At 35.2% G+C, this 23,133-nt stretch carries 19 protein-coding genes; 7 read left to right on the forward strand and 12 right to left on the reverse strand.

Features of this window, described 5'->3' with window-relative positions:
* Window positions 1-20: 20 nt before the first annotated feature.
* From AC3WTA_RS22700 to fdhF, 6 genes are all read right to left on the reverse strand, one after another.
* Window positions 21-398, reverse strand: coding sequence for an ArsR/SmtB family transcription factor (locus tag AC3WTA_RS22700; protein WP_000918377.1), 378 nt, complete (start codon window positions 396-398; stop codon window positions 21-23).
* A gap of 266 nt (window positions 399-664) precedes the next feature.
* On the reverse strand, window positions 665-2,080 hold the full coding sequence (locus AC3WTA_RS22705; protein WP_001284886.1) for an amino acid permease: 1,416 nt from the start codon (window positions 2,078-2,080) through the stop codon (window positions 665-667).
* 103 nt (window positions 2,081-2,183) lie between these two features.
* Entirely contained in the window at window positions 2,184-3,317 is a 1,134-nt protein-coding gene (ald, locus tag AC3WTA_RS22710) for an alanine dehydrogenase (protein ID WP_001219749.1), read from the reverse strand.
* Window positions 3,318-3,686: 369 nt separating this feature from the next.
* Window positions 3,687-5,558, reverse strand: coding sequence for a glycerophosphoryl diester phosphodiesterase membrane domain-containing protein (locus tag AC3WTA_RS22715; protein WP_340983444.1), 1,872 nt, complete (start codon window positions 5,556-5,558; stop codon window positions 3,687-3,689).
* Between the two features lie 161 nt (window positions 5,559-5,719).
* Window positions 5,720-6,202: a helical membrane plugin domain-containing protein gene (locus AC3WTA_RS22720; RefSeq protein WP_001040530.1), complete on the reverse strand. Its 483-nt coding sequence runs from the start codon at window positions 6,200-6,202 to the stop codon at window positions 5,720-5,722.
* Window positions 6,203-6,214: 12 nt separating this feature from the next.
* A complete protein-coding gene (fdhF, locus tag AC3WTA_RS22725) occupies window positions 6,215-9,151 on the reverse strand; it encodes a formate dehydrogenase subunit alpha (RefSeq protein ID WP_000840694.1) in 2,937 nt (978 codons plus the stop codon).
* Window positions 9,152-9,451: 300 nt separating this feature from the next.
* On the opposite strand from fdhF, the gene fdhD reads away from it, so the two are divergent.
* Entirely contained in the window at window positions 9,452-10,258 is an 807-nt protein-coding gene (gene fdhD / locus AC3WTA_RS22730) for a formate dehydrogenase accessory sulfurtransferase FdhD (RefSeq protein ID WP_070169393.1), read from the forward strand.
* 230 nt (window positions 10,259-10,488) lie between these two features.
* Window positions 10,489-10,995: a GNAT family N-acetyltransferase gene (locus AC3WTA_RS22735; RefSeq protein ID WP_000405878.1), complete on the forward strand. Its 507-nt coding sequence runs from the start codon at window positions 10,489-10,491 to the stop codon at window positions 10,993-10,995.
* 361 nt (window positions 10,996-11,356) lie between these two features.
* On the opposite strand, the gene AC3WTA_RS22740 is transcribed toward AC3WTA_RS22735, so the two are convergent.
* Window positions 11,357-11,479, reverse strand: a complete 123-nt coding sequence (locus AC3WTA_RS22740; RefSeq protein ID WP_001068388.1) for a hypothetical protein — start codon at window positions 11,477-11,479, stop codon at window positions 11,357-11,359.
* Between the two features lie 329 nt (window positions 11,480-11,808).
* Here AC3WTA_RS22740 and AC3WTA_RS22745 point away from each other — a divergent pair, with 329 nt between their 5' ends.
* The 3 genes from AC3WTA_RS22745 (at window position 11,809) to AC3WTA_RS22755 (ending at window position 14,666) form a co-directional block, all read left to right on the forward strand.
* Window positions 11,809-12,480, forward strand: a complete 672-nt coding sequence (locus AC3WTA_RS22745) for a response regulator transcription factor (protein ID WP_000238953.1) — start codon at window positions 11,809-11,811, stop codon at window positions 12,478-12,480.
* Between the two features lie 65 nt (window positions 12,481-12,545).
* Window positions 12,546-14,009 (forward strand): sensor histidine kinase, encoded by a 1,464-nt coding sequence (locus AC3WTA_RS22750; protein WP_070169392.1) that lies wholly within the window; start codon window positions 12,546-12,548, stop codon window positions 14,007-14,009.
* A 144-nt stretch (window positions 14,010-14,153) separates the two neighbouring features.
* Window positions 14,154-14,666 (forward strand): GNAT family N-acetyltransferase, encoded by a 513-nt coding sequence (locus AC3WTA_RS22755; protein ID WP_000351216.1) that lies wholly within the window; start codon window positions 14,154-14,156, stop codon window positions 14,664-14,666.
* 32 nt (window positions 14,667-14,698) lie between these two features.
* Here the strand turns inward: AC3WTA_RS22755 and pdxR are convergent, their stop codons facing one another.
* Window positions 14,699-16,099, reverse strand: coding sequence for a MocR-like pyridoxine biosynthesis transcription factor PdxR (gene pdxR, locus AC3WTA_RS22760; protein ID WP_000891914.1), 1,401 nt, complete (start codon window positions 16,097-16,099; stop codon window positions 14,699-14,701).
* 120 nt (window positions 16,100-16,219) lie between these two features.
* On the opposite strand from pdxR, the gene AC3WTA_RS22765 reads away from it, so the two are divergent.
* Window positions 16,220-17,146, forward strand: a complete 927-nt coding sequence (locus tag AC3WTA_RS22765; protein WP_001063913.1) for a DMT family transporter — start codon at window positions 16,220-16,222, stop codon at window positions 17,144-17,146.
* Window positions 17,147-17,261: 115 nt separating this feature from the next.
* Window positions 17,262-17,786, forward strand: coding sequence for a DUF4871 domain-containing protein (locus AC3WTA_RS22770; RefSeq protein WP_000719655.1), 525 nt, complete (start codon window positions 17,262-17,264; stop codon window positions 17,784-17,786).
* Window positions 17,787-18,079: 293 nt separating this feature from the next.
* On the opposite strand, the gene AC3WTA_RS22775 is transcribed toward AC3WTA_RS22770, so the two are convergent.
* The 4 genes from AC3WTA_RS22775 to AC3WTA_RS22790 form a co-directional block, all read right to left on the reverse strand.
* The gene (locus AC3WTA_RS22775; protein ID WP_000886554.1) at window positions 18,080-19,279 is read right to left on the reverse strand and encodes an NAD(P)-dependent malic enzyme; all 1,200 of its coding nucleotides are present in this window, start codon (window positions 19,277-19,279) and stop codon (window positions 18,080-18,082) included.
* Between the two features lie 59 nt (window positions 19,280-19,338).
* The gene (locus AC3WTA_RS22780) at window positions 19,339-20,685 is read right to left on the reverse strand and encodes a 2-hydroxycarboxylate transporter family protein (protein ID WP_000512729.1); all 1,347 of its coding nucleotides are present in this window, start codon (window positions 20,683-20,685) and stop codon (window positions 19,339-19,341) included.
* Between the two features lie 122 nt (window positions 20,686-20,807).
* Entirely contained in the window at window positions 20,808-21,515 is a 708-nt protein-coding gene (locus tag AC3WTA_RS22785; protein WP_000598658.1) for a response regulator, read from the reverse strand.
* On the reverse strand, window positions 21,512-23,116 hold the full coding sequence (locus tag AC3WTA_RS22790) for a sensor histidine kinase (RefSeq protein WP_070169390.1): 1,605 nt from the start codon (window positions 23,114-23,116) through the stop codon (window positions 21,512-21,514). Before AC3WTA_RS22790 ends, AC3WTA_RS22785 begins: the two co-directional genes overlap by 4 nt.
* Between the last annotated feature and the right edge of the window lie 17 nt (window positions 23,117-23,133).

The raw sequence follows: 23,133 nt of genomic DNA on the forward strand, positions 1-23,133 counted from the left end.
CTCCCTCCTCGCGTTCTTTTTTATTCTTCCTCGTTTACGTGTTCAAACGCTTGCTCGAAGATATGAATTACGTGCTGGTCAGCTAACGAATAATAAACGACCTTTCCTTCTTTACGATTCTTTACAAGTTTCGCTTGCTTTAACACACGCAGCTGATGTGAAATAGATGATTGTGTCATTCCTAATAAATACGCTAAATCACAAACACACATTTCAGCTTCAAATAATGCATGTAATATTCTCGTACGTGTACGATCGCCTAATACTTTAAATAATTCTGCTACTTTACTTAAACTTTCATCAGTTGGAATTGTTTGTTTTACTTGATCAACAACTTCTTCATGAATTATCGTTTGAGAACATGTCTCTTGTGGTGTTTCTACTTTATTTCCAGCCATTATAGCTCACCTCTTCATTTGAACATATGAACAATCATTCATATATCTTATACTCTTATTATATGAGCGTCTATTCATATGTGTCAATGAAATCTCATATATTTTTTCGAACATTTTGTTCACATTTTCATAAGACGTATACATATTTTCTGCATCCATTACATTCTCATACAAAAAAGGATGTACATTTTACACAAAAGAAAAAAGCCTTGCGCGTTCCCTAGACGCACAAGGCTTACTATACTTATATCCCTTTTAATTAGCTGTTAATTAGCTTGTTCTAAATTATCCTGCGAACTTCCATCGTCTTTTAAATGACTATGTTTTTTCGAATAAACAAAGTATACAACTACTCCGATTGCTAACCAAACACCGAAGTATATCCATGTTTTTAATGGTAGGTTTACCATTAAGAATAGACAACATGCAACTGAAATAATCGGCAAGATTGGTACAAGTGGTACCATAAATCCACGTTGTAATTTCGGATGCGTTTTACGAAGAATGATAACAGTTACACCAACCATGGCGAATGTTAATAACGCTCCAATATTCGCTAAATTTGACAATTCTTTTAAATCGATAAATCCAGCAATTAAAGCACTACCAATTCCTGTTAACCAAACTGAAAATGTTGGCGCTTCAGTCTTCTTGTTAATTTTCGCGAAAGATTTTGGTAATAAACCGTCACGACTCATAGCGAAGAATACGCGTGTCGTAGCATAGATGTACGCGAAAATTACAGCCATAATACCAATTACAGCTCCAATAGCAATTACACCAGCCACTTTATCTTGTCCTACAACTTCAAGTACATAAGCCATAGCTTCAGGTACATCTAATTCCTTGTAAGAAACCATACCTGTCATAACGAGACAAACTACAACATAAATGATTGTACAAATGACTAATGAAGCAATAATACCAATCGGTAGATCACGTTGCGGATTTTTCACTTCTTCAGCAGAAGTTGCTAATGCATCAAATCCTAAGAAAGCGAAGAATACTGCTGCTCCTCCGGCAAAGACTCCACTTAAGCCATACGGTGCAAATGGTATCCAGTTTTCTGGTTTCACGTAGAATACACCAACTGCAATGAATAAAACAACAATACCAATTTTAATTAATACCATTATGTTATTCACACGCTTACTTTCTTTCGTACCTCGTGATAACAACCAAGTTATTACTAACGTAACGATAACTGCTGGTAAGTTTACCATACCACCTTGCGCTGGAATCGTTAACAACGCTTTTGGAATTTCAAGTCCCAATCCACTCACTAAGTTATGGAAATAACCCGTCCATCCACCAGCTACTGCGGCAGTTGTTACAACATATACGGATAGTAATGTCCATCCCATTAAATGAGCTACAAACTCACCAATTGTTGCATATGAGTATGTGTACACACTACCTGAAACAGGAAGTGTAGAAGCGACCTCTGCGTAACATAATGCTGCAAATCCACAAACAATCGCTGCTATCATGAATGAAAAAATAACTGCTGGACCAGCATCTCTTGCTGCTACTAATCCTGTTAATACTAGAACTCCTGTACCGATTATCGCACCAATCCCTAGCATTGTTAGGTCGAATGCCCCTAGCGTTTTCGTTAAAGTTTTACTTTTACTTTCCCCTAACAATTGCGTAACGGATTTCTTTTTAAATAGGTTGGCCACGATGTATGCCCCCTTTTGCCAAGAAGAGCTAAGAGATCTTCACTCTTAGCTCTTATCATGTTGGTTTATATATTGTTCGATTTTGTTTTGTATAATGCTTCTATTAGCAAGATACTGTTTCTGCTTCTAATAATTCTTTAGCACCTTTGTACTCTACACCGTGAGCTTCTGCAACTGCTTCGAATGTTACATAGCCGTCTAATGTGTTAATACCTTTTAGTAATGCAGAGTTGCCTAGGCAGGCTTCTTTGTAGCCTTTGTTAGCAATTTGTACTGCATATGGTACTGTTACGTTTGTTAATGCAAGAGTTGATGTACGTGGAACCGCACCTGGCATGTTTGCAACTGCATAATGAACAACGCCGTGTTTTTCGTAAGTTGGGTTATCATGAGTTGTAATACGGTCAGTTGTTTCGAAAATACCACCTTGGTCAATCGCGATATCTACAACAACAGAACCTGGCTCCATTGATTGAATCATTTCTTCTGTTACAAGTTTTGGCGCTTTTGCACCTGGGATTAATACTGCACCGATTACAAGATCAGACTCTTTTACAGCTTCTGCAATATTGTAAGGATTAGACATTAAAGTTTTTACTTGGTTTCCGAAAATGTCATCTAATTGACGAAGACGTTCTGCACTTAAGTCGATGATTGTTACATCCGCACCTAGTCCAACTGCAATTTTAGCAGCATTTGTACCAGCTTGTCCACCACCGATGATTGTTACTTTACCACGTTTAACCCCTGGAACACCTGCAAGTAAGATACCTTTACCGCCTTTGTTTTTCTCAAGGAATTGTGCACCAATTTGTGCAGCCATACGACCAGCTACTTCACTCATAGGTGCAAGTAATGGTAGAGAACGGTTTTCTAATTGTACTGTTTCGTATGCAATCGCAACAACTTTCTTCTCAATTAACGCTTTTGTTAATTCTGGTTCTGGAGCTAAGTGTAAGTATGTGAATAAGATTAAACCTTCGCTGAAGTGTTTGTATTCGCTTTCAACTGGTTCCTTAACTTTCATAACCATTTCCATGTTCCAAGCTTCTTCAGCCGTATCAACAATTTTCGCTCCTGCTTCAACATACTGAGCATCTGTGAAACCAGATCCTAGACCTGCACCCTTTTGAATGAATACCTCGTGATTGTTACGAATTAAATGTACAACACCTGCTGGTGTCATTGCCACACGGTTTTCGTTGTTTTTAATTTCTGCTGGTACCCCAATACGCATAATGAAATGCCCCCTTATAATTAACAGAAAAAAGAAAGTCTTTTTTCTTTTTGTAATAATTAATAACTTATGTCCTTATTCTAGCATAACTTAAAAGTTATGAAAACGCTAACATATCATTTTTTAAAAGTTTATATATTTAGAATAGTGTAAATATATGGAACATTGATTCTATTAGCATCCTCGCTCCATTTCATTATCTATCACTCTATTTTTATTATACTCCCTAAAAATAAGCAGCATTCACTTATTATTCGACAATAATGTAACAATGTAAGAAACCCGAGTGATTCCGTATACATATACAGTTAATAATTTGTACAATACTTTAGGGATATATTCTTTTCATAAAAAAACAGCTGCAGGCATTTAGCCAGCAGCTGGATAACTTATAAATAACTTGGAAAATAAATCATCTGTTGTTTCACTAATTTTATCAAACAGATCACTTTCTTCCGCTTCTTGTTCTTTTAACATCTTAATTGTTTCACGTGCATCTTCAGGATAATCGGTAATGATACCATCTACGTTTAACTTATAATATCCCTTTAAACTTTCCATATCGTTTACCGTCCATACGTAAATTGGCTTATTTAACTTCCTTGCTTCTTTTACTAATTTCTTATTTAACATGTATTCTTCCGCTACATAAAAATCAGCTTTCACATTCTTTAAGTTGGCTCTACTTGCATACAGTATATATCCTACTTTTATATTTGGATTTGCACGTTTAAACTCTTTAATAAGCGGATAGTGTAGCGTTTGAATGACACATTGCTTCTCAAATTCATTATCTTTAATCGCTTTTAATACTTTGTTTACGAAATCTTTTTCGCCACCATGAAGCTTCACTTCAATATTAAGTTTAATTTTGTCCTTTGACAGCTTAATGATTTCATCCAGCGTACTTATTTGTCCTGACAATCCGTCTTGACTAAGAGTAACCTGCCTTAACTCATCCATCGTTAAATCTGACACATGAACATTAGCATTAGCAAGACGTTTTAGCTTCAAATCATGTATAACTGCTAGTTCACCGTCTTTCGTTTGCAGTACATCAATTTCAGCGTAGTCTGCTTTCGCATCAATAGCCCCCTGCACAGCTTCTTTCGTATTCTCTACACCTTTTGAAATATAACCACGATGCGCCATAATAATTGGTTCTTTATATGTGTTTGTAATAAAGGTCACAATGAAAGCAACAACCATTCCCGCAGTAATAATTCCTACAATATATACGCCAATAAATTTCCAACGATGTTTTTGGAAGAAACATTTATCTGCTTTCGTTTTCGAATAATCTAATCCTTCTTCTAATAAAACATCTTCAACCGGAACCTTTTGTAAATATAATCGTGTTATTGCCATAATATAAAATGGCGTCACGATAAAACTAAATAAATACAATGTACTCGTTAAAAATACAGACATTGTTGATTCCGCTAATAATGCAAATGTTCCCTGTGGATTTGTAAATTCGTACATGCCCCATAGACACAATAAATACATTCCAAAAAATACACCGTACACAATCCCTATTGAAATAAAAAATCCTACTAAAAAGAATAGTACTTTTAAAAAACTTTCTTTTACTAACGTTGCACTTTTACGTGCTGCTGTGCGAAACGGCTTTTGCTCTAAAACAACAATAGGTAGAACAAAAATCCAGCGAAGGTTCAAATATGCAACTACAGCAAAAAATGTGTAATAACCAACCTGTCCCATCGTTGTCTTAAACAGTTCTCCTGTAATAAAGTTAGGAATTTGAATTTGCGGAATCAATGCCGTTTCATATCCAATATTTAAAAGGGGTAACAATACGACAGCATATAAAATAAATCCTGGTAAGCAATATGTGAACAGAGTAGGTAAATACGTTACAGTTTTATATAAAATCGGACGTAATTTCACCTTTTGTCTTTTATGAGCGAAGTACGAAATAATAATAAGTACTGCAAATTCCGTAAAGATAAGAAACAGTGCTAACAATGATAAAATTACGATTGCCAAAATGCCGTATGGTGTCTTTAAAAACGCTAATAATTCATCATTCGTCGCATTTGCATAACCACCAAAATACAATAACTTATTAAAAATAATCCCAAATAGCGGAACAAATACAATCGCTGCTAATAATTTATAAGCAAGTTGAAAGGTTAATACATTCCAAAAAGCAAATCTAACTGTTTGAAAGGAATGTCCCATTACCTCTGGTATAGATAGTCTTTTACGGTGTTGCATATATTCCTCCACATTCTAAAACGATATTTGAGATGGATTCCATATTTCCATTTCCAATCCATCTTTATAATAATAATAATAATATATTCCGCTTAACATGAACACTCTTATACATACAATGAAAAAAGTGATGGCTACTTCCCATCACTTTTTCATTTACTCTATTTTTTCTCTAATCCTTGCCCAAATGCTTTCAAGAAGCTAAAACCGAATGTAATGGCTCTATTGATATCTGGATCTTTTAACACTTTAAAGAAATCCATCACTTTTGTTTTTTTCCCACTATTTAATTCATCTGTTGCAAATTGCAATCCAGTAACTAAACTCGATGTGATTTGCTTTGTTACTTCTGGGTCAACTGCGGATAGCGCTTCCCCCGCCCCCATCATATTGTTGAGTGCATTTTTAACGGATTCACGATTTAATTGCTCCACAGCGATTTTTGAAACATCTTCCTTCGCAGCAAGTAAACTAATCGCTGCATCTAATATACCAGCCTTCTGCAACTGTGCTAAAAGCTGCATCGTTTCTTCTACTGCTTCACGATTATTAGATAGCTCATTTAGAAGTTCATCTGCTACTTGCTGTTTCTGCTCTTCCTCTGTTACAACTTTCTTTTTTATTAACGTAATTTCTTTCGCCATTCTCTCCGCCCCCTAGTCCACAAGTGATACGTATTGTTTTCTTTGCCACTTTTGCTCGATTTCAACACCATTTTGCGGATTACGCTTTTTATCTCGCGGGTTTGAAGATGGTAACGGACGATTTCCTTTTTCACGTAACACACGCATTTTCACCATCGTTTGTTTATATGCTGGTGTACACGTATAAAGGTCTGTTGCCGTCCCAGTTAAAATATTGATTGCCTCTTCATTTACTGTTGCATGCATTGGTAAATATAGCTCTTTCCCCGTTACACGATCAGTAATAAGCGCTTGTACTTTAATTTTCCCAAATGGTGATGCTAATTCTACAAGACCACCATCTTTCACATTGCGCTCTATAGCGAGTTCAGGTGAAATTTCAACGAATACTTCAGATACTTTAGATAAAATACCAGCCGACTTATTCGTCATATTCCCTTCATGGAAATGTTCTAGCATACGACCATTATTTAAAAGTAAATCATACTCATCTGGCGCTACAACCGGTGGTACCCATTCATCTAATGATAAACGAGCAAGTTTATCTGGGAAGTTAAATCCGTCTACATATAATAGCGGTGTATCGCTACCATCATGACTACCCCAACATAAACTATTCCATCCTTCTAGACGGTCATACGTCGCTTGAGAGTATAACGGTGCAAGTGATGCGATTTCGTCCATAATTTCACTTGGACTTTCGTAATTCCAATCCCCGCCCAGTGCACGAGCAACTTTTTGCAAAATCCACCAGTCTGGTTTGGAATCACCAAGCGGTTTCAATACTTCATATAATCTTTGAATACGGCGCTCTGTATTCGTAAACGTTCCTTCTTTTTCTAAGCTTGGTGCTGCCGGTAAAATAACATCAGCAAAACGAGCTGTTTTTGATAAGAACATATCTTGAACAACGAGGAAGTCTAAATTTGATAGAATATGTTGCACATGGTTCGCATTTGAATCGACTAAAGCCATTTCTTCACCCATGACATACATACCGCGTAGTTTTCCTTCTTCCGCTGCAAGTAACATTGCAATATTATTTAATCCTGGTGCTTTCGGAATAGTTGTACCGTATGCTTTTTCAAATTTCGCACGAAGCGTATCATCTGATACTGCTTGATAACCAGGAAGCCAGTTTGGTAATGTTGCCATATCACAAGCACCTTGTACGTTATTATGTCCTCGTAATGGGTATGCACCTGCACCAGGACGACGATAGTTACCCGTAACAAGTAGTAAATTTGAAATTGCTGCTGATGTCGTACTTCCTCCTGTATTTTGCGTTACACCCATTCCCCAAAGTATACAAGTACCATCTGCTTCATATACCATACGGGCCATTTCTTTTAACTGAGCTTTAGAAATCCCCGTAATTTCTTCTGTATAATCGAGCGTATACTTTTCTAACATTTTGCTATATTCATCAAAGTTCTTCACATTTTCAGCTAAAAACTTTTTATCGTGCCAATCTTGATCAATAATATATTTCGTAATACCAGCAAGCCATACGTAATCCGTACCTTGGCGCGGATGAATAAATAAATCCGCACGCTCTGCCATTTCATGTTTACGAAGGTCTGCTACAATCAGTTTTTGCTCGTGTAATTTATGAGCACGTTTTACTCTCGTCGCAAGTACAGGATGTCCTTCTGTTGGATTCGCACCAACGATAATAACAAGGCCTGCTTCAGCTATATCTTTCACTGTTCCAGCATCCCCGCCCATACCGACAGTTTTAAATAAACCGTCTGTCGCTGGAGATTGACAATAACGAGAACAATTGTCCACATTATTCGTTCCATATATTTGTCGGGCTAGTTTTTGCATAAGGTAATTTTCTTCATTCGTTACTTTCGATGAAGAAATGAATCCAAACGCATCGCTGCCATATTGAGATTTAATATGCTGCATGTTAGAAGCAACAACTTCTAATGCTTCTTCCCATGAAGCTTCAACAAACATATCTCCTTGGCGAATTAATGGCTTCGTAATTCGATCTTCACTATTTACAAAGTCCCATCCAAATTTACCTTTTACACATGTGGAAATACCATTAACAGGTGCATCTGAAACAGGTTGTACTTTTAATATATGACGATCTTTTGTCCATACTTCAAAGGAACAACCGACACCACAAAATGTACAAACTGTTTTTGTTTTATTAACTTTCGTCTTACGCATCGCAGCCTCTACTTCTGAAACCGCTAAAATACTACTATATCCAGGCTCTACATCCTTTACAAAATCAATCATCGGATCTAACACATCTGGTTTTAATCCAGTCATGAACCCAGCTTCACCTAGCATTGTTTTTTCCATTAACGCATTACATGGACATACTGTTACACACTGCCCACAACTTACACAAGATGAGTCATTTATGCTTACACCATGATCCCATATAACACGTGGACGATCTAAGTTCCAGTCTATCGATATAGTTTCATTAACCTGTAAGTTTTGACATACTTCTACACACTGTCCACAAGCAATACATTGATTTGGATCATACCGATAAAACGGATGTGACATATCTACTTCACAAGCACTTACTTTCGGCTCATACGGATATTTCTGTTCTTCAATTCCCATCATATGTACCGTGTTATGAACTTTACAGTTACCATTATTGTTATCACAAACGGTACAATACAATAAATGATTCTCTAATATTCGATCCATTGCCTCAGTCTGTGCCTCTTTCGCACGCTGGGACTGTCTTTCGATATGCATACCGTTTTCTAATTTCGTTGAACAAGCACGTAATAACTTCCCATTTACTTCTACAATACACGTATCACAAGTTTGAATTGGATCTACTTCTGGTACATGACAAATTTGAGGATGTTCCAAATTACTCTCGTTAAATAATTGTAGTATCGTCTTTTCACCCGATGTGGAAAATTCTTTACCATCCACGGTTACACGGACTGTCTGTTCTGCCATAGTTTCCCCTCTCCTTACAACCAACTGTACAACACAATTATGAATCCGTTTTCAAAATCGCATTACTGTACATATTTTTGAAACGCTCTGCCCGAATACTTTTCTTATGAAGTCGATTCTAGATGTTATAAGGTATAACTACGAAAGCTTGAAAATATCACTATTCTACGGTTCTATTATATCGTACATATACAATAATAACCAAAATAATCTGTGATTTCCTTGCTAATAGGTGTTTTTATTTCCCCATTGTTTTATGATAAATATGGGAGAGAAATACATATAAAAGGGGAATTAAATATGGGGCCTACGCAAGAGACTTATACAATTGTACGCTATCAATCTGGTACATTTTCAAAACAACTGGATGAGATTGTTACAGAATCTCCTATTACTATTAAATTAAATGGTGAAGAATATGTAACAGTTGTATGCACACCAAATTATATTGAAGATATGGTAATTGGTTTTTTAATTTCTGAAGGAATTATTGCTTCCTATAAAGATGTTGAAGAGCTATGGGTGCAAAAAGATAACGGAATTGTCCATGTAACATCATCAAAAGTAAATCCACTCTATCAAACTTTATATAATAAACGATACATCACTTCTTGCTGCGGAAAAGGTAGACAAGGTTTTATTTTCGTTAACGATGCAGCAAAAGCAAAAGATTTACATGATATACATGTAAAAATTACTCCTGAAGAATGCTTTTACTTAATGAATACTTTACAACAATCTTCCACTACCTTTCGCCAAACCGGCGGGGTTCACAATACCGCGCTATGTGATCGAAACAATATCCTCCTATCAAGAATGGATATCGGAAGACATAATGCATTAGATAAAATATATGGCCATTGTTTGCGCAACGATATATCTGTTAAAGAAAAAATCATTGCATTTAGTGGGCGTATTTCATCCGAAATTTTACTCAAAGTTTCAAAAATCGGATGTGAAATGGTTCTATCTAAATCCGCTCCAACAAAATTAGCATTACAACTCGCTCATGATTTAGGCATTACAGTCGTAGGATTTATTAGAAATGAATCTTGCAATATTTACACACATCCACATCGAATTGATGGTTATCAATCGAATAACTAAAATAACTCCTCGGTTGAGGAGTTATTTTAGTTATAAAAATGTAATATATTAAAGTCTTGAATAGTTAATGAAGTTAATATATAATTTCATTACATATTAAAAACAAAACATTGTAGCATATATCTTTTCATTCTTTTACAAATTAAAAGAGACTGTTAACAAAACGCATACACAATCTTATTGAAGTAATGGATTTATTTGATTTGAAATCGACCAAGGAGGTTATAACTATGGAAATTCGCTTATTAACGACAGAGGACGCAGAAATATATTTAAAAGTTTGTATGGAAGGTTTAACGAAGAACCCGGAAGCTTTTAGCTCTTCTTATGAAGATGTTCTTAAACATGAGGATCCTGTAGCTGCTATGGCAAAACGATTAAGCAATCCGGATAAGTATACTCTAGGGGTCTTCAAAGATAACGATTTAATCGGCATTTCTACTTTAGAAACAAAGCCTTTCATTAAACAAGAACATAAAGCAAAAATCGGTTCCGTTTTTGTTTCCCCAAAAGCGCGTGGCCTTGGAGCAGGACGAGCTCTAATTAAAGCAATTATTGAAAATGCCGATAAACTACATGTAGAACAACTTATGCTCGATGTTGTAGTTGGTAACGATGCTGCAAAAAAATTATATGAATCATTAGGCTTCCAAACTTACGGCGTACAAGAGCGTTCATTAAAACATAACGGGCAATATTGGGACGAGGAACATATGGTTCTGTTCTTAAATGATTAATACTTCAATATAGTTTTTTAAAAGCATCTTCTTATTAAGGAAGGTGCTTTTTTCATTACAACAATGTAATCTTCATGTCACCTTTATCGATCGTACCAAACCTTTCCATTCATTATACTAAAAGTATAAAGTGACACTTTAATTAGTGAGGCACCAATCATGAAATGAACGTATAGCATTCAATTGATATATAAAGGAGAATGTGACATGAAACAAAACAAACGAGCTATGCTTTTAATATTTACTATAGCGATTGTAACTTCTGGGTTAGCGATTTTACCTTGGTTTATTATATAGAACTATTTCCCTAATAATGAAAAAAGCTTATTGCTTCTTAAGAAGCAATAAGCTTTTTTCATTATTATAAAATCCCCAAAATTTTATTTACACAACTTATAATAATAACCATAGATACGGCAATGCACATGACAACCGTATTACGATCTTGCTTTTCTTTTTTTGAAATTTCTTCTTTTGGATTCATGTGTATGATCTCCTTTTAAAAAAAGTGTGAGATAGGAAATTTTTCTTATCCGATGCGAGGTGAATACGAAAACCCTCTCTATCTCACATACACAATAGAATGGAATTGTCATTTTATAAATAAAATGACATGACGTTATGTCGCAACATAGGGTATTTTGTGTCGCTACGTTTTCTATTATAAAAAATAGTTGTGCAAAACTAGTGCATTTTTTATGTCAATTACTCTGAGCGAAAAATAACTCTTCCACTCAATCACATAAAAAGAGTTTTTTATTATTTTCATGTAAACTATACAAGTAGAATGAACAGTTTGGGGTGCACAAGATAATGGTAAAAATTTTATTAGTAGACGATGAAGAACGCATGTTACGATTATTAGATCTTTTCTTAAGCCCTCGCGGCTATTTTTGTATGAAAGCTACCTCTGGCCTTGAAGCACTAAAGTTAATAGAACAAAAAGACTTCGATATTATTTTGTTAGATGTTATGATGCCAACTATGGATGGATGGGATACTTGTTATCAAATCCGTCAAATTTCCAACGTTCCAATCATTATGCTAACAGCTCGTAATCAAAATTATGATATGGTGAAAGGTCTTACTATGGGCGCGGATGACTATATTACAAAACCATTTGATGAGCATGTATTAGTTGCAAGAATCGAAGCTATATTACGCCGTACAAAGAAAGATGGCTTCGTTAGCTTCAATGGTATTGAGTGGGATAAAACGAAACATACTGTCACAGTATATGATGAAAAAATTTCACTAACTCCTATCGAATTTTCTTTACTTGGACTATTTTTACAAAATACAAACCGTGCTTATAGCCGAGATGATTTAATCGAAAAAATTTGGGGTTATGAAACAGACATTGAATATAGAACAATCGATTCACATATTCGCAATATCCGTGATAAATTACGCAAAAAAGGATTTCCAGTTGAAAATTACTTAGAAACTGTCTATAAAGTCGGATATAAATGGAAAAGTGAATAATTACTTCGGTCAGTGGACAATAGTATACCACTGACCCTTTATATGAAATAAGGTATGGTGAGAAAATGAGTAAACTTTCACTTAAAATTGGGACATACTTTTTAATATTAGCTTTATGTATTGAAACAATTGCTTTTGTATCTTTTTACAAAAGCATTTCAACAATGCGGATTGAGGAAGAAACACTTGCTCTTTTAGAAAAAGGTAATCGCTATAGTAAAAAAATTACAAGCCGCACAAAGCGGAATGCAATTGCTAAAGAAAAGCAACACCCCGAACGCGCTGAATACAATAAAAACCCTAACCGTCCTATGTATCCAGATTTCGATATCGCGGATGCAGCTGCACACTTAGTAGAATCAGAATTAATTGCTAACTCTGATATAGCTATCATACTAACAGACAATAATGGCAAAATTATTTCCACTTCAGAACCCGTAACAAAGGCAATGCAGAAGCAACTTACTTGTAAAACAGAACCTATTCCAAAAGGCGGATTGATCGTCGAAAAGAACTGGAAAAAATCAAAATTCATCACAACGGTAAGCCCACTTAACACAGCAGAGTTTCAAGGGAAGTTATATATGTTATTAAAAACATCTTTCTTAGAAAATATGTTACTTAAACTCATGAAGCAATTTCTTATCATTGGTGTTTTGACAATTATTTTGACTACTATTTCTGTCTTTGTTTTTTCGCGTGTTATTACAGAACCACTTATAAAAATGAAGAGGGCGACAGAAAAAATGTCAAAATTAAATACGCCAATTCAATTAGGTATTAAACGGAATGATGAACTTGGAAGCTTAGCAAAAACGATTGAAGATTTATCCAGTGAACTGACTTATATGAAAAAAGAACGGAATGAATTTCTCGCTAGTGTTGCCCATGAACTATTAACTCCATTGACCTATATGAAAGGTTATGCGAAGGTAGCAAAGAGGGAGTCTTTAACGAAGGAAGAGCGTGAAGAATACTTACAGATCATTGAGGATGAAACTGATAGTGTAACCGATCTCGTCCAAGATTTATTTATGCTGGTGCAATTAGAACAACACCAGTTTGTTATAAAAAAACAAAAAGTGATTCTTCAACCATTTTTAGAACGAATGGTTGAAAAAACAAAAACAACATTAACAAATAAACAAATGCAACTCCATGTATATTGCAAAGATGATTTAGAAGTTTGCATAGACGAAAGACGTATGGAACAAGTTATGTTAAATTTATTACACAATGCTTATCAACATTCGCCAGAAAACACAACTATTACGATACGCGTGCTCACAGAAACAGATTCTTTTATAATAAGTGTAGCCGATGAAGGCGAAGGTATTCCTGAAGAAGATATCCCGCATATTTTTGATCGTTTTTATCGTGTTGATAAATCCAGAACGAGAGCTACTGGTGGAAAAGGCATCGGGCTAGCTGTTGCAAAAGAAATTGTAGAATTGCATAACGGTTCCATTCTAGTAACAAGCCAATTAGGAGTAGGAACAAACTTTATAATCGAGCTACCTTTTGAATAAGATGCGTGTGAAAACACCAGTAGTAGTAAACACTACTGGTGTTATTTTGTCATAAAATCAGCTCATATAAGCTAAGCTTTTGAAATTATTCTTATTTCAATATAAAATAAAGGTACATTTGCAAAGATTTGGAGGGTGATATAATTGGATATCCATGTATTAACAAAAGACGAAGCAGAAATTTATTTAGAACTTCGTGTAGAAGGATTAAAGCAAAACCCTGAAGCTTTCAGCTCTTCTTATGAAGATATTATTAATAAAGAGTGTGCGATTGAATATAAAGCACAAAAATTAGCACAAGATGAAAACTATACGCTAGGTGCATTTAAAGATGGACAATTAATCGGAGTTGCAACGCTGGAAACGAAACCATATGTAAAACAAGAACATAAAGCTAAAATCGGTTCTGTATATGTATCACCAAAAGCACGCGGACTTGGAGCAGGAAAAGCACTTATTAAAGAATGTCTTGAACTTGCTAAATCTTTAGAAGTAGAACAAGTTATGCTTGATGTTGTTGTTGGCAACGATGGTGCGAAGAAACTTTATGAATCATTAGGTTTTAAAACATTCGGTGTACAAGAACGTTCACTGAAATATAACGGACAGTATTGGGACGAAGAGCATATGGTCTTATTCTTAGATGAAAATAAATAATAAAAAACATCCTCATGCTTGGAGGATGTTTTTTACTTTCTTGTATACCATGCCTTATGTAATAATTGAATCGCTTTCGCAATTTCGTCTTCTGATAAAATCGCAAACCCAAGTAAAACTACATTTTCAGGCGCAGTACCGTCTTTATAGTACGTAGAAACAGGATATATTTTAATACTATATTTTGCAGCTTCTTTAATTAGTTCTTCTTCTCGCATTCCATTATGCACTTGTAATAAAATGTGTAATCCAGAATCTTCTCCTATCACTTCAACACGATTAGAGAAATATTTCTCTATTTCAAAAACAAGTCGATCCCTCTTTTTTCGGTAAACGACACGCATTTTATGAATATGTTTTTCCCAATAGCCTTCATTTAAAAACCTTCTTATCACTTCTTGGTCCATTCTTGAAACACTTTGCGTATAAAATAAATATTCCTTTTGATACTTTTCAATTACATTCTTCGGTAATACTATATAACTCATCCGTAATGAGGGTAACAAAGCTTTTGATAGCGTCCCCATATAAATAACTTTCCCATCTGTATCTAACCCTTGTAGTGCCGGAATTGGCTTTCCTGAATAACGAAATTCACTATCGTAATCATCTTCAATAATATACCTGTCTTCTTCTTTCTTTGCCCATTGTAAAAGCTGCGTCCTCCTCGTAATAGGCATAATCATTCCATATGGGAACTGATGAGAAGGAGTTACAAATACAACATTTGCATCGCTATTTTCTAAATCTGTCATACAAATTCCGTCCCTATCTAAAGACAACATTTGAACCTTCTTTTCTCCCTGTTCAAAAACGACCATTTTCCTATGATAACCTGGGTTTTCAACTGCATAATTACTCCCCTTCAACAATTGAAAAAGTAACTTCACTAATATTTGTGTTCCCGCCCCTAATACAATTTGACTAGCTGAACAACGCACACCTCTAGATTCATACAAATAGCTCGCAATTTCCTCCCTTAAGCTCAATTCTCCTTGAGAGTGTCCAAGAAAAAGCAACTCATTATTATGTGGCTGCCATACATCATTTATAAGCTTGCGGTACGTAGTGAACGGAAAAGTATCCGTATCAACCCCTGTTTGGGTGAAATCAAATTTATAGTTCTCCTCCCGAAACGATACTTCTTCTACTTTCGCTTCGCTTCCTTCTACATAAATCATTTGTTCAATTTTACATACAAAATAACCTTTTCTCGATGCCGATTCAATATAACCTTCTGCAAGTAATTGCTCGTAAGCTGCTTCTACTGTATTCTTACTCACTTGTAAATAGCTCGCCAGCTTTCTTTTAGCAGGTAATTTTGTAAAAGCCGGAATCGTTCCATCTTTAATCTCTTTTTTTATATACTCATACAATTGCACGTACAATGCTATTTTACTTTTCGTATTTAAATTAGGCGTTAATTCTAACATAATATCTGACCCCTTAATAAAACTAAAATCTGATACTTTTTACAGTACCAGAAATTATATATAATTCCTTGTATCATGTCACACATAAAAAATCAAATACTCGAGAGGGGATGCATGATTATGAACAACAATAGACGGATTGGACTCATTATGATTATTACAGGAGCTACCTTATGGGGATTATCTGGCCCGATGATTCAGTGGCTATTTCAACATACTAACGTATCATCAATTGATTTTTTAACAATTCGCTTGTTGCTTGCGGGGATATTTATTTTATCTTTCTTGCTTATAAAGAAACAAAACATATTTCAAATTTGGAAACATCCTAGACATTCCATACAACTTATTATTTTCTCTATTCTCGGCATGCTCGGTGCGCAATATGCCTTTATCGAAACAGTTCATATTAGTAATGCGGTCACAGCGACATTATTTCAATTTCTAGGCCCTGTTCTTATTACCATTTATGTCGCATTTGGACAAAGAAAATTCCCTGCTTCTATGCAACTACTCGCAATTATAACTGCCCTAACAGGAACGTACTTTATTATTACAAACGGTTCAATTGAAAATATTGTTTTATCGAAAGAAGCCATTATTTTCGGCCTATTAACAGCAATTGGCTTTGCATTTTATACCCTTCATCCAGCTTCTCTTATTAAAGAATGCGGAACAACTGTAGTAATTGGCTGGGGGATGTTAATCGGTGGCATTGCCCTGCTTATTTGTAATCGCTCGTTTGAATGGAATCAGCTTTCACAAACTTTTACACCAAAAACTTTTTCTATGCTTATTCTTATCATCATAAGTGGCACTCTTTCTTTCCTCCTTTATATCGGTAGTCTGAAATATTTAGCAGCAACAGAAACGAGCATTTTATCTAGCATTGAACCACTTGTAGCTGCCATCGTTTCAATCGCTTGGCTAAATGAATCCTTTGGAGCATATCAATTATTAGGCGGCGTATGTATCGTTCTTTCTGTTATTTTCTTAACGATGCCGCAAAAAGAGAATGAACCGACTTTTACAACTGAACAAATATAGAAAATGTCAAAAGAGGTCGTACAAAACTTACGACCTCTTTTTATACTTTAAAGGAATTGTCCCGCTTTCTAGCAAATACAATTACACTAACAATAAAAATTAGGAGTGTGACACCATGAAAAAAATCGGAACTATGCTACTTTTCTCTTTTCTCATCGCTGGATGCACACAAGCGCAACCTGATTCAGAAGCACCTAAAAAAGAAGCCATCGCAACGTCATCCACTCAAGTTAATGCACCTTCCTTCTTTCATCTTAGCGTTTTAAAAGATGTAAATTGGGAAGAAACACCCTCCTTCATACAAGAAAAAATACCTTTAAAAGGCATCGAAGAAAAAATCGCAATGGCTGATAGTCCTATTATCGCAAATGAAAAAAATGAAATGATGTGGTACTTTTTAGATCCTGAAATGCCAACTGGAAAACTATCTATTATTGCACTAAAACAAGGATCAATAACTCCAACACCCGTACTCTTTCAACAAGAAACTTCCAAACCAACTTGGACTACTTCAAATACAATTGATTCTACTACAAACGAACTCCCTCTCACTATGTCACTACCTTCATCTGGATTATGGGTATTAAATATATATGTGAATGAAAAATATTATGATCAGTTTGTAATTACCGCTGAGTAAAGTGACAAAACTAAAACACTTTCTTACAACAATGTAATTTCTACGTCATATACTTCGATAGTGTAAGTATCTCTCTTCTCTTATACTTATTAAAGTAAGAAATGACACAAGGAGAGATGAAAAAGATGATAGAAGTGATCGTAGCAGTAACTGAGGTTTTAGTAAATGGTAAACAAGTTGCAATGGAATTAAATAAATAGTGAAGACACACAAATAAATAATTTTACACTTCTTCATTATTTTGATTTCTTATCTCAAAAAAGCAGTGCCTTTTTAGGCACTGCTTTTAGCTATTAATAACTTGGTATTTTCATAATTTGCGCCACACCTGAATCAATGGCTGCTTTCGCTACAGCTTCCGCAACACTTGGAACAACTCTTTTATCTAACGGATTCGGGATTACATAATTCGCATTACGTTCTTCGTCCGTAATGATGTTAGCGATCCCATATGCTGCCGCTAATTTCATCTCTTCTGTAATATCAGTCGCGCGCACATCTAACGCACCACGGAATATCCCTGGGAACGCCAATACATTATTTACTTGATTCGCATAATCCGAGCGCCCTGTTCCTACTACAGCTGCCCCAGCCTCTAATGCATCCTCTGGGAAGATTTCTGGAATTGGATTCGCCATAGCAAACACAATTGCTTTCTCATTCATCGTTTGTACAAGTTCTTTCGTTAATACGTTAGGAGCAGATACGCCAATAAAAATATCAGCTTGATGAATCGCTTCTTTTAACGTTCCACGCACATATTCTCGATTTGTCTTTTTGGAAACTTCAATTTGTGCTTCGTTCATCCATGATTCACCTTCACAAACAATACCTTCTAAGCTAACTAACGTAATGCGCTTTGCACCAGCCTTTAATAATAATTTTCCAATTGCAATTCCTGCCGAACCCGCACCGTTAATAACAATTTTCACATTATCCATTTGTTTGCTAACAACTTTTAATGCATTAATAACAGCTGCTAAGACGACAATAGCGGTTCCATGTTGATCATCATGGAATACAGGAATATTCGTTTCTGCTTTTAATCGCTTTTCAATTTCAAAACAACGTGGTGCCGCAATATCTTCTAAGTTAATTCCTGCAAACGTAGGCTCTAAATTTTTCACAAGGGTAACGATTTCATCCACATCAGTCGTACCTAAACATAACGGGAAAGCATCTACATTCGCAAATTTCTTAAATAAAATACTCTTCCCTTCCATAACAGGCATAGCTGCTTTCGGTCCAATATTCCCTAAACCAAGTACCGCTGTTCCATCTGAGACAACTGCCACCATATTACCGCGTGCCGTATAGTCATACACTGTTTCTTCATCCGCCGCAATTGCTTTGCAAGACTCCGCTACACCTGGTGTATATGTCAGGCTTAAATCATCCGCTGAATTTACTTCTACTTTACTTGTAATTTCAATTTTCCCTACTAATTCTTTATGCAGTAACAATGATCTTTCATTAATTTGATTATCTAACATACTTATAATCTCCCCTTAATTTGACAAGCTAGCTATATGAATATAGCTAGCTTGTTTGATCATGAAAACATTTTTAATAAAATTGTCGCTGTTACAACCATTGCTGCCCCGCCTAAACGTGTTGAAATTTGCGCAAACGGCATTAATTCCATACGATTTGAAGCTGATAAAATAGCAACATCTCCAGTTCCACCTAAACCACTATGACATCCCGTTACAATTGCTGATTCAACTGGATACATTTTCATCACTTTCCCTACAAGAAAACCTGATGCTACCATTGTAAGAACAACTGATGCGCACACAACAACATACCCTACTGAAAGAACTGCTGCTACGTCTTTTAGCGGAATATATAGCAATCCTAGTCCAACCATTAACGGCCAAGTTAAATTCTTTGAAATAAATTTATATAAATGGAATGCTCCTTGCTCCATTTTTGCTGGCATTAATTTAAAGTATTTCACAAGTGCTGCTGAGAAAATCATAATGATTGCCCCAGGAATACCGATGAACTTAGAAGCAAATCCTCCGAAGATGAAGAACGTACACGCAATTAATAAACCTGCTCCCATTAATGAGAAGTCAATTGGCTTCTCTGTATTTTGTTCTTTTAATAATTCTGCCTGATTGTCTGTTTTCACTAATACACCGTTACCACTAAGCTCCGGTTTCTTCTCACCTAAACGCTTCATATAACCTGCACTCACGATTGCAAACATATTTCCAATAATAGCCGCTGGAATAAGCTGTGATACAAACGTTGCTGATGATTCATTTAAAATATCACTATAAGCTAGCGACAATGGTAAAATCCCTTCCCCAATACCACCACTCACAATTGGTACGATGATAAAGAAAAATGTTTGCTTCATTTCAAACCCAAATAGTGAACCGACCAATAATCCTACTGCTACAGAAGCTAACGTCCCTACTACTAAAGGTATAAACATACGAACGAAACCTTGTACTAATACTTTACGATTCATTCCTAAAATACTTCCGACTACTAAACAAGAAATATATAAATATAAAAAGTTCGATTTTTTCATTAACATAGTCGCGGCTTCCATTGAAGCTGGATTCATCCAGTTAAAAAATACAAGTAATGATGGAATAAATAATGAAAGTATTGCCGGACCGCCGATATTTTTTAAAATTGGAATTCTCATTCCAATGTCACCTAAGAAAATACCCATGATCATAATAACTGCAAATCCACCAATCATATCTGCTGGCAATTTATTATATACAGATGCCCCATAAATAATAGCAGCCAATACTACATATAACGGTAAAGGTATAACACCGATTTTTACATTCATAATTTTAGAAGCGAAAGATTCTCTTTGTACTTCATTTCCTCCAGAAAATGATACCGCTTCCACATTCTTTTGAATTCCCATATGGCACCCCCTTGTTTTCTTAATAACAATATTAAAACGCTTTCAATAGTAAAAATAGTTTTTGTAAGTTTTGTAATTGATTTTGTAATTAAAAAAAGTATAAGCGACTTATAATAAGTCGCTTATACGTAAAACTCTATTTTATTTTTGTCAATACATCTTAATTTACTCACTGGTCTTCCTACGTGTTGATACACCATTTCGTTTTCTAATACTCCAATTTCAGTCAAAAACATTACATACTTTCGAATAGAAACTCTTGAAACTCCAACTAATTGCGCCATTTCATCTGTTGTAAACGCTCGTCCATTCAGCGACTCGATCTTCTGCCAAATTAATTGCATCGTTTGCTTCGTTAATCCTTTCGGAAGCTCTTTAGTGACAGTAGGCTCTCTTTTTTCTTTTTGCAAAATTAACGAATCTAATTCCGATTGACTAATTTTTTGTTGTTCTTTCATGAAAGTAAGTTTTTCTCGATATATAGTTAATGCCTTTTTAAATCGTTCAAATGTAAATGGTTTAATTAAATAATCTACTACACCATATTGTAATGCTTTTTTAATACTCCCCATATCATGTACAGCTGAAATCATCATAATATCGATTTCTTTTTCTTGGTTCCGAATATACATTAAAAGCTCAAATCCAGTTTCTTCAGGCATAAAAATATCAAGTAATACTAAATCTACTTGTGATTCCTCTAATACTTCTATCGCTTCTTTAACGGAGTTAACTGCTTGAACAAGTTCAAACCCTCCTACTTGCTCTAAATAATGCGTATTTAACATTGCTACCATCGGGTCATCTTCTACAATTAAAACTTTAATCATATTTGCCTCTCATCCCTACCTTTAGGTATTTCAATTGTTATCGTTGTTCCCTTTCCTACTAATGAATGCATATGAATTTCCCCATTTATTCGCTGTATACTTTCTTTTACAAGATACAAACCATAACCACGGTTATCTCCCTTTGTGGAATAACCTTTCGTAAATAATGCCCCTATTTCTTCTTCTGGTATACCTTTCCCCGTATCTTGTACTGTAATGATTAATGTATCCCCATATTGTATCTCAAGTTCAACTTGCTTCTTTTCACAATTCGTCACTGCCTCTAATGCATTATCAATTAAATTTCCGACAATCGTAATTAGTTCATGAATACTACTTTCATCATCTATTTCCGGCATGTAAGAATCTTCACTTATGATTAATTTTATATTTTTCTCTCTAGCATAGCTAAGTTTCCCAAGTAAAAAACCAGCAAATACTGGACTTTTTATTCTCTCCATAACCCCACCAATTTCATATTGATGCTCTGATACCATACCGCTTATATACTTCTGTAATTCTTCATACTGCTTCATGTGTGTAAGTCCTAATACGACATGCATTTTATTCATAAATTCATGCGATTGTGCCCGTAATGCTTCCGCATATAGTCTAATACCAGTTAATTCTTCTGCTAATTTTCTAACCTCTGTTTTATCACGAAATGTTGCAATTGCACCAACTATTTCTCCTTTTACATATAAAGGAACACGATTCGTCACAATCGTAATTCCATAAATATTTTGTTCTTCGTTTAATTGTACCTCTCCCGTTTGTAATACTTCTTTTATACGTGAATTAGGCATATACAACTCAACATCTTTACCGATAAAATCTTCTTCAAGTCCACTTTTCTTAAACAATCGTTTTGCCTCATTATTTATTAAAGTTACATTGGCTTCTTTATCTACAGCAATAATACCTTCCTTTACAGATTGTAGCATCGTATTTCTTTCTTCAAGAATTTTCGCTATCCTGTGAGGTTCAAGACCAAATAAACTTTTCTTTATATGTCTAGCTAGCAATATTGCTCCTATAATTCCGACTAGTACTCCAACTCCGACACCAATGTAAATGATATATCTACTTTCCTTAACTCTCTCTTTTACATTATCTGCTGAAATACCAACGGCCACCGCTCCAAGTTGTTCACCTGTTTCAGAAAATACAGGTACAAACACTCGCATTGAAATACCTAAAGTTCCTTCTGCCAGCGATACATGTTCCTTTCCTTTCAATGCAGGCCCTTCATCTCCCCCAATAAAATGATGGCCTATTTTTTGAGGATTTGGATGTGATTTTCTTATTCCATTCATGTCCATAACTACAATAAATTGAACACCTGTGTTTTTTAATATTCTATTTGTATACGTTTGGATTGCAGAAGTATCTGCCTTCCCAATCAAACCATCGATTACAATTGAATCATTCGCCACAATGTGTGCAATTGTTTTTGCTTTCTCTGCTTGGCTATCCTCCGTCGTCCGTTCTACATTATGACTAATTAATATATCTGTCACAAGTAAAGAAAAAATTACAACTGTACAAACTAACAATGTAATCGTTTTCCATAAATTCCATAGTCTTTTTCTTTTTTTCATCCCGTTAATGACTCCCC

This window comes from Bacillus sp. EB106-07-01-XG149 (assembly GCF_058791555.1).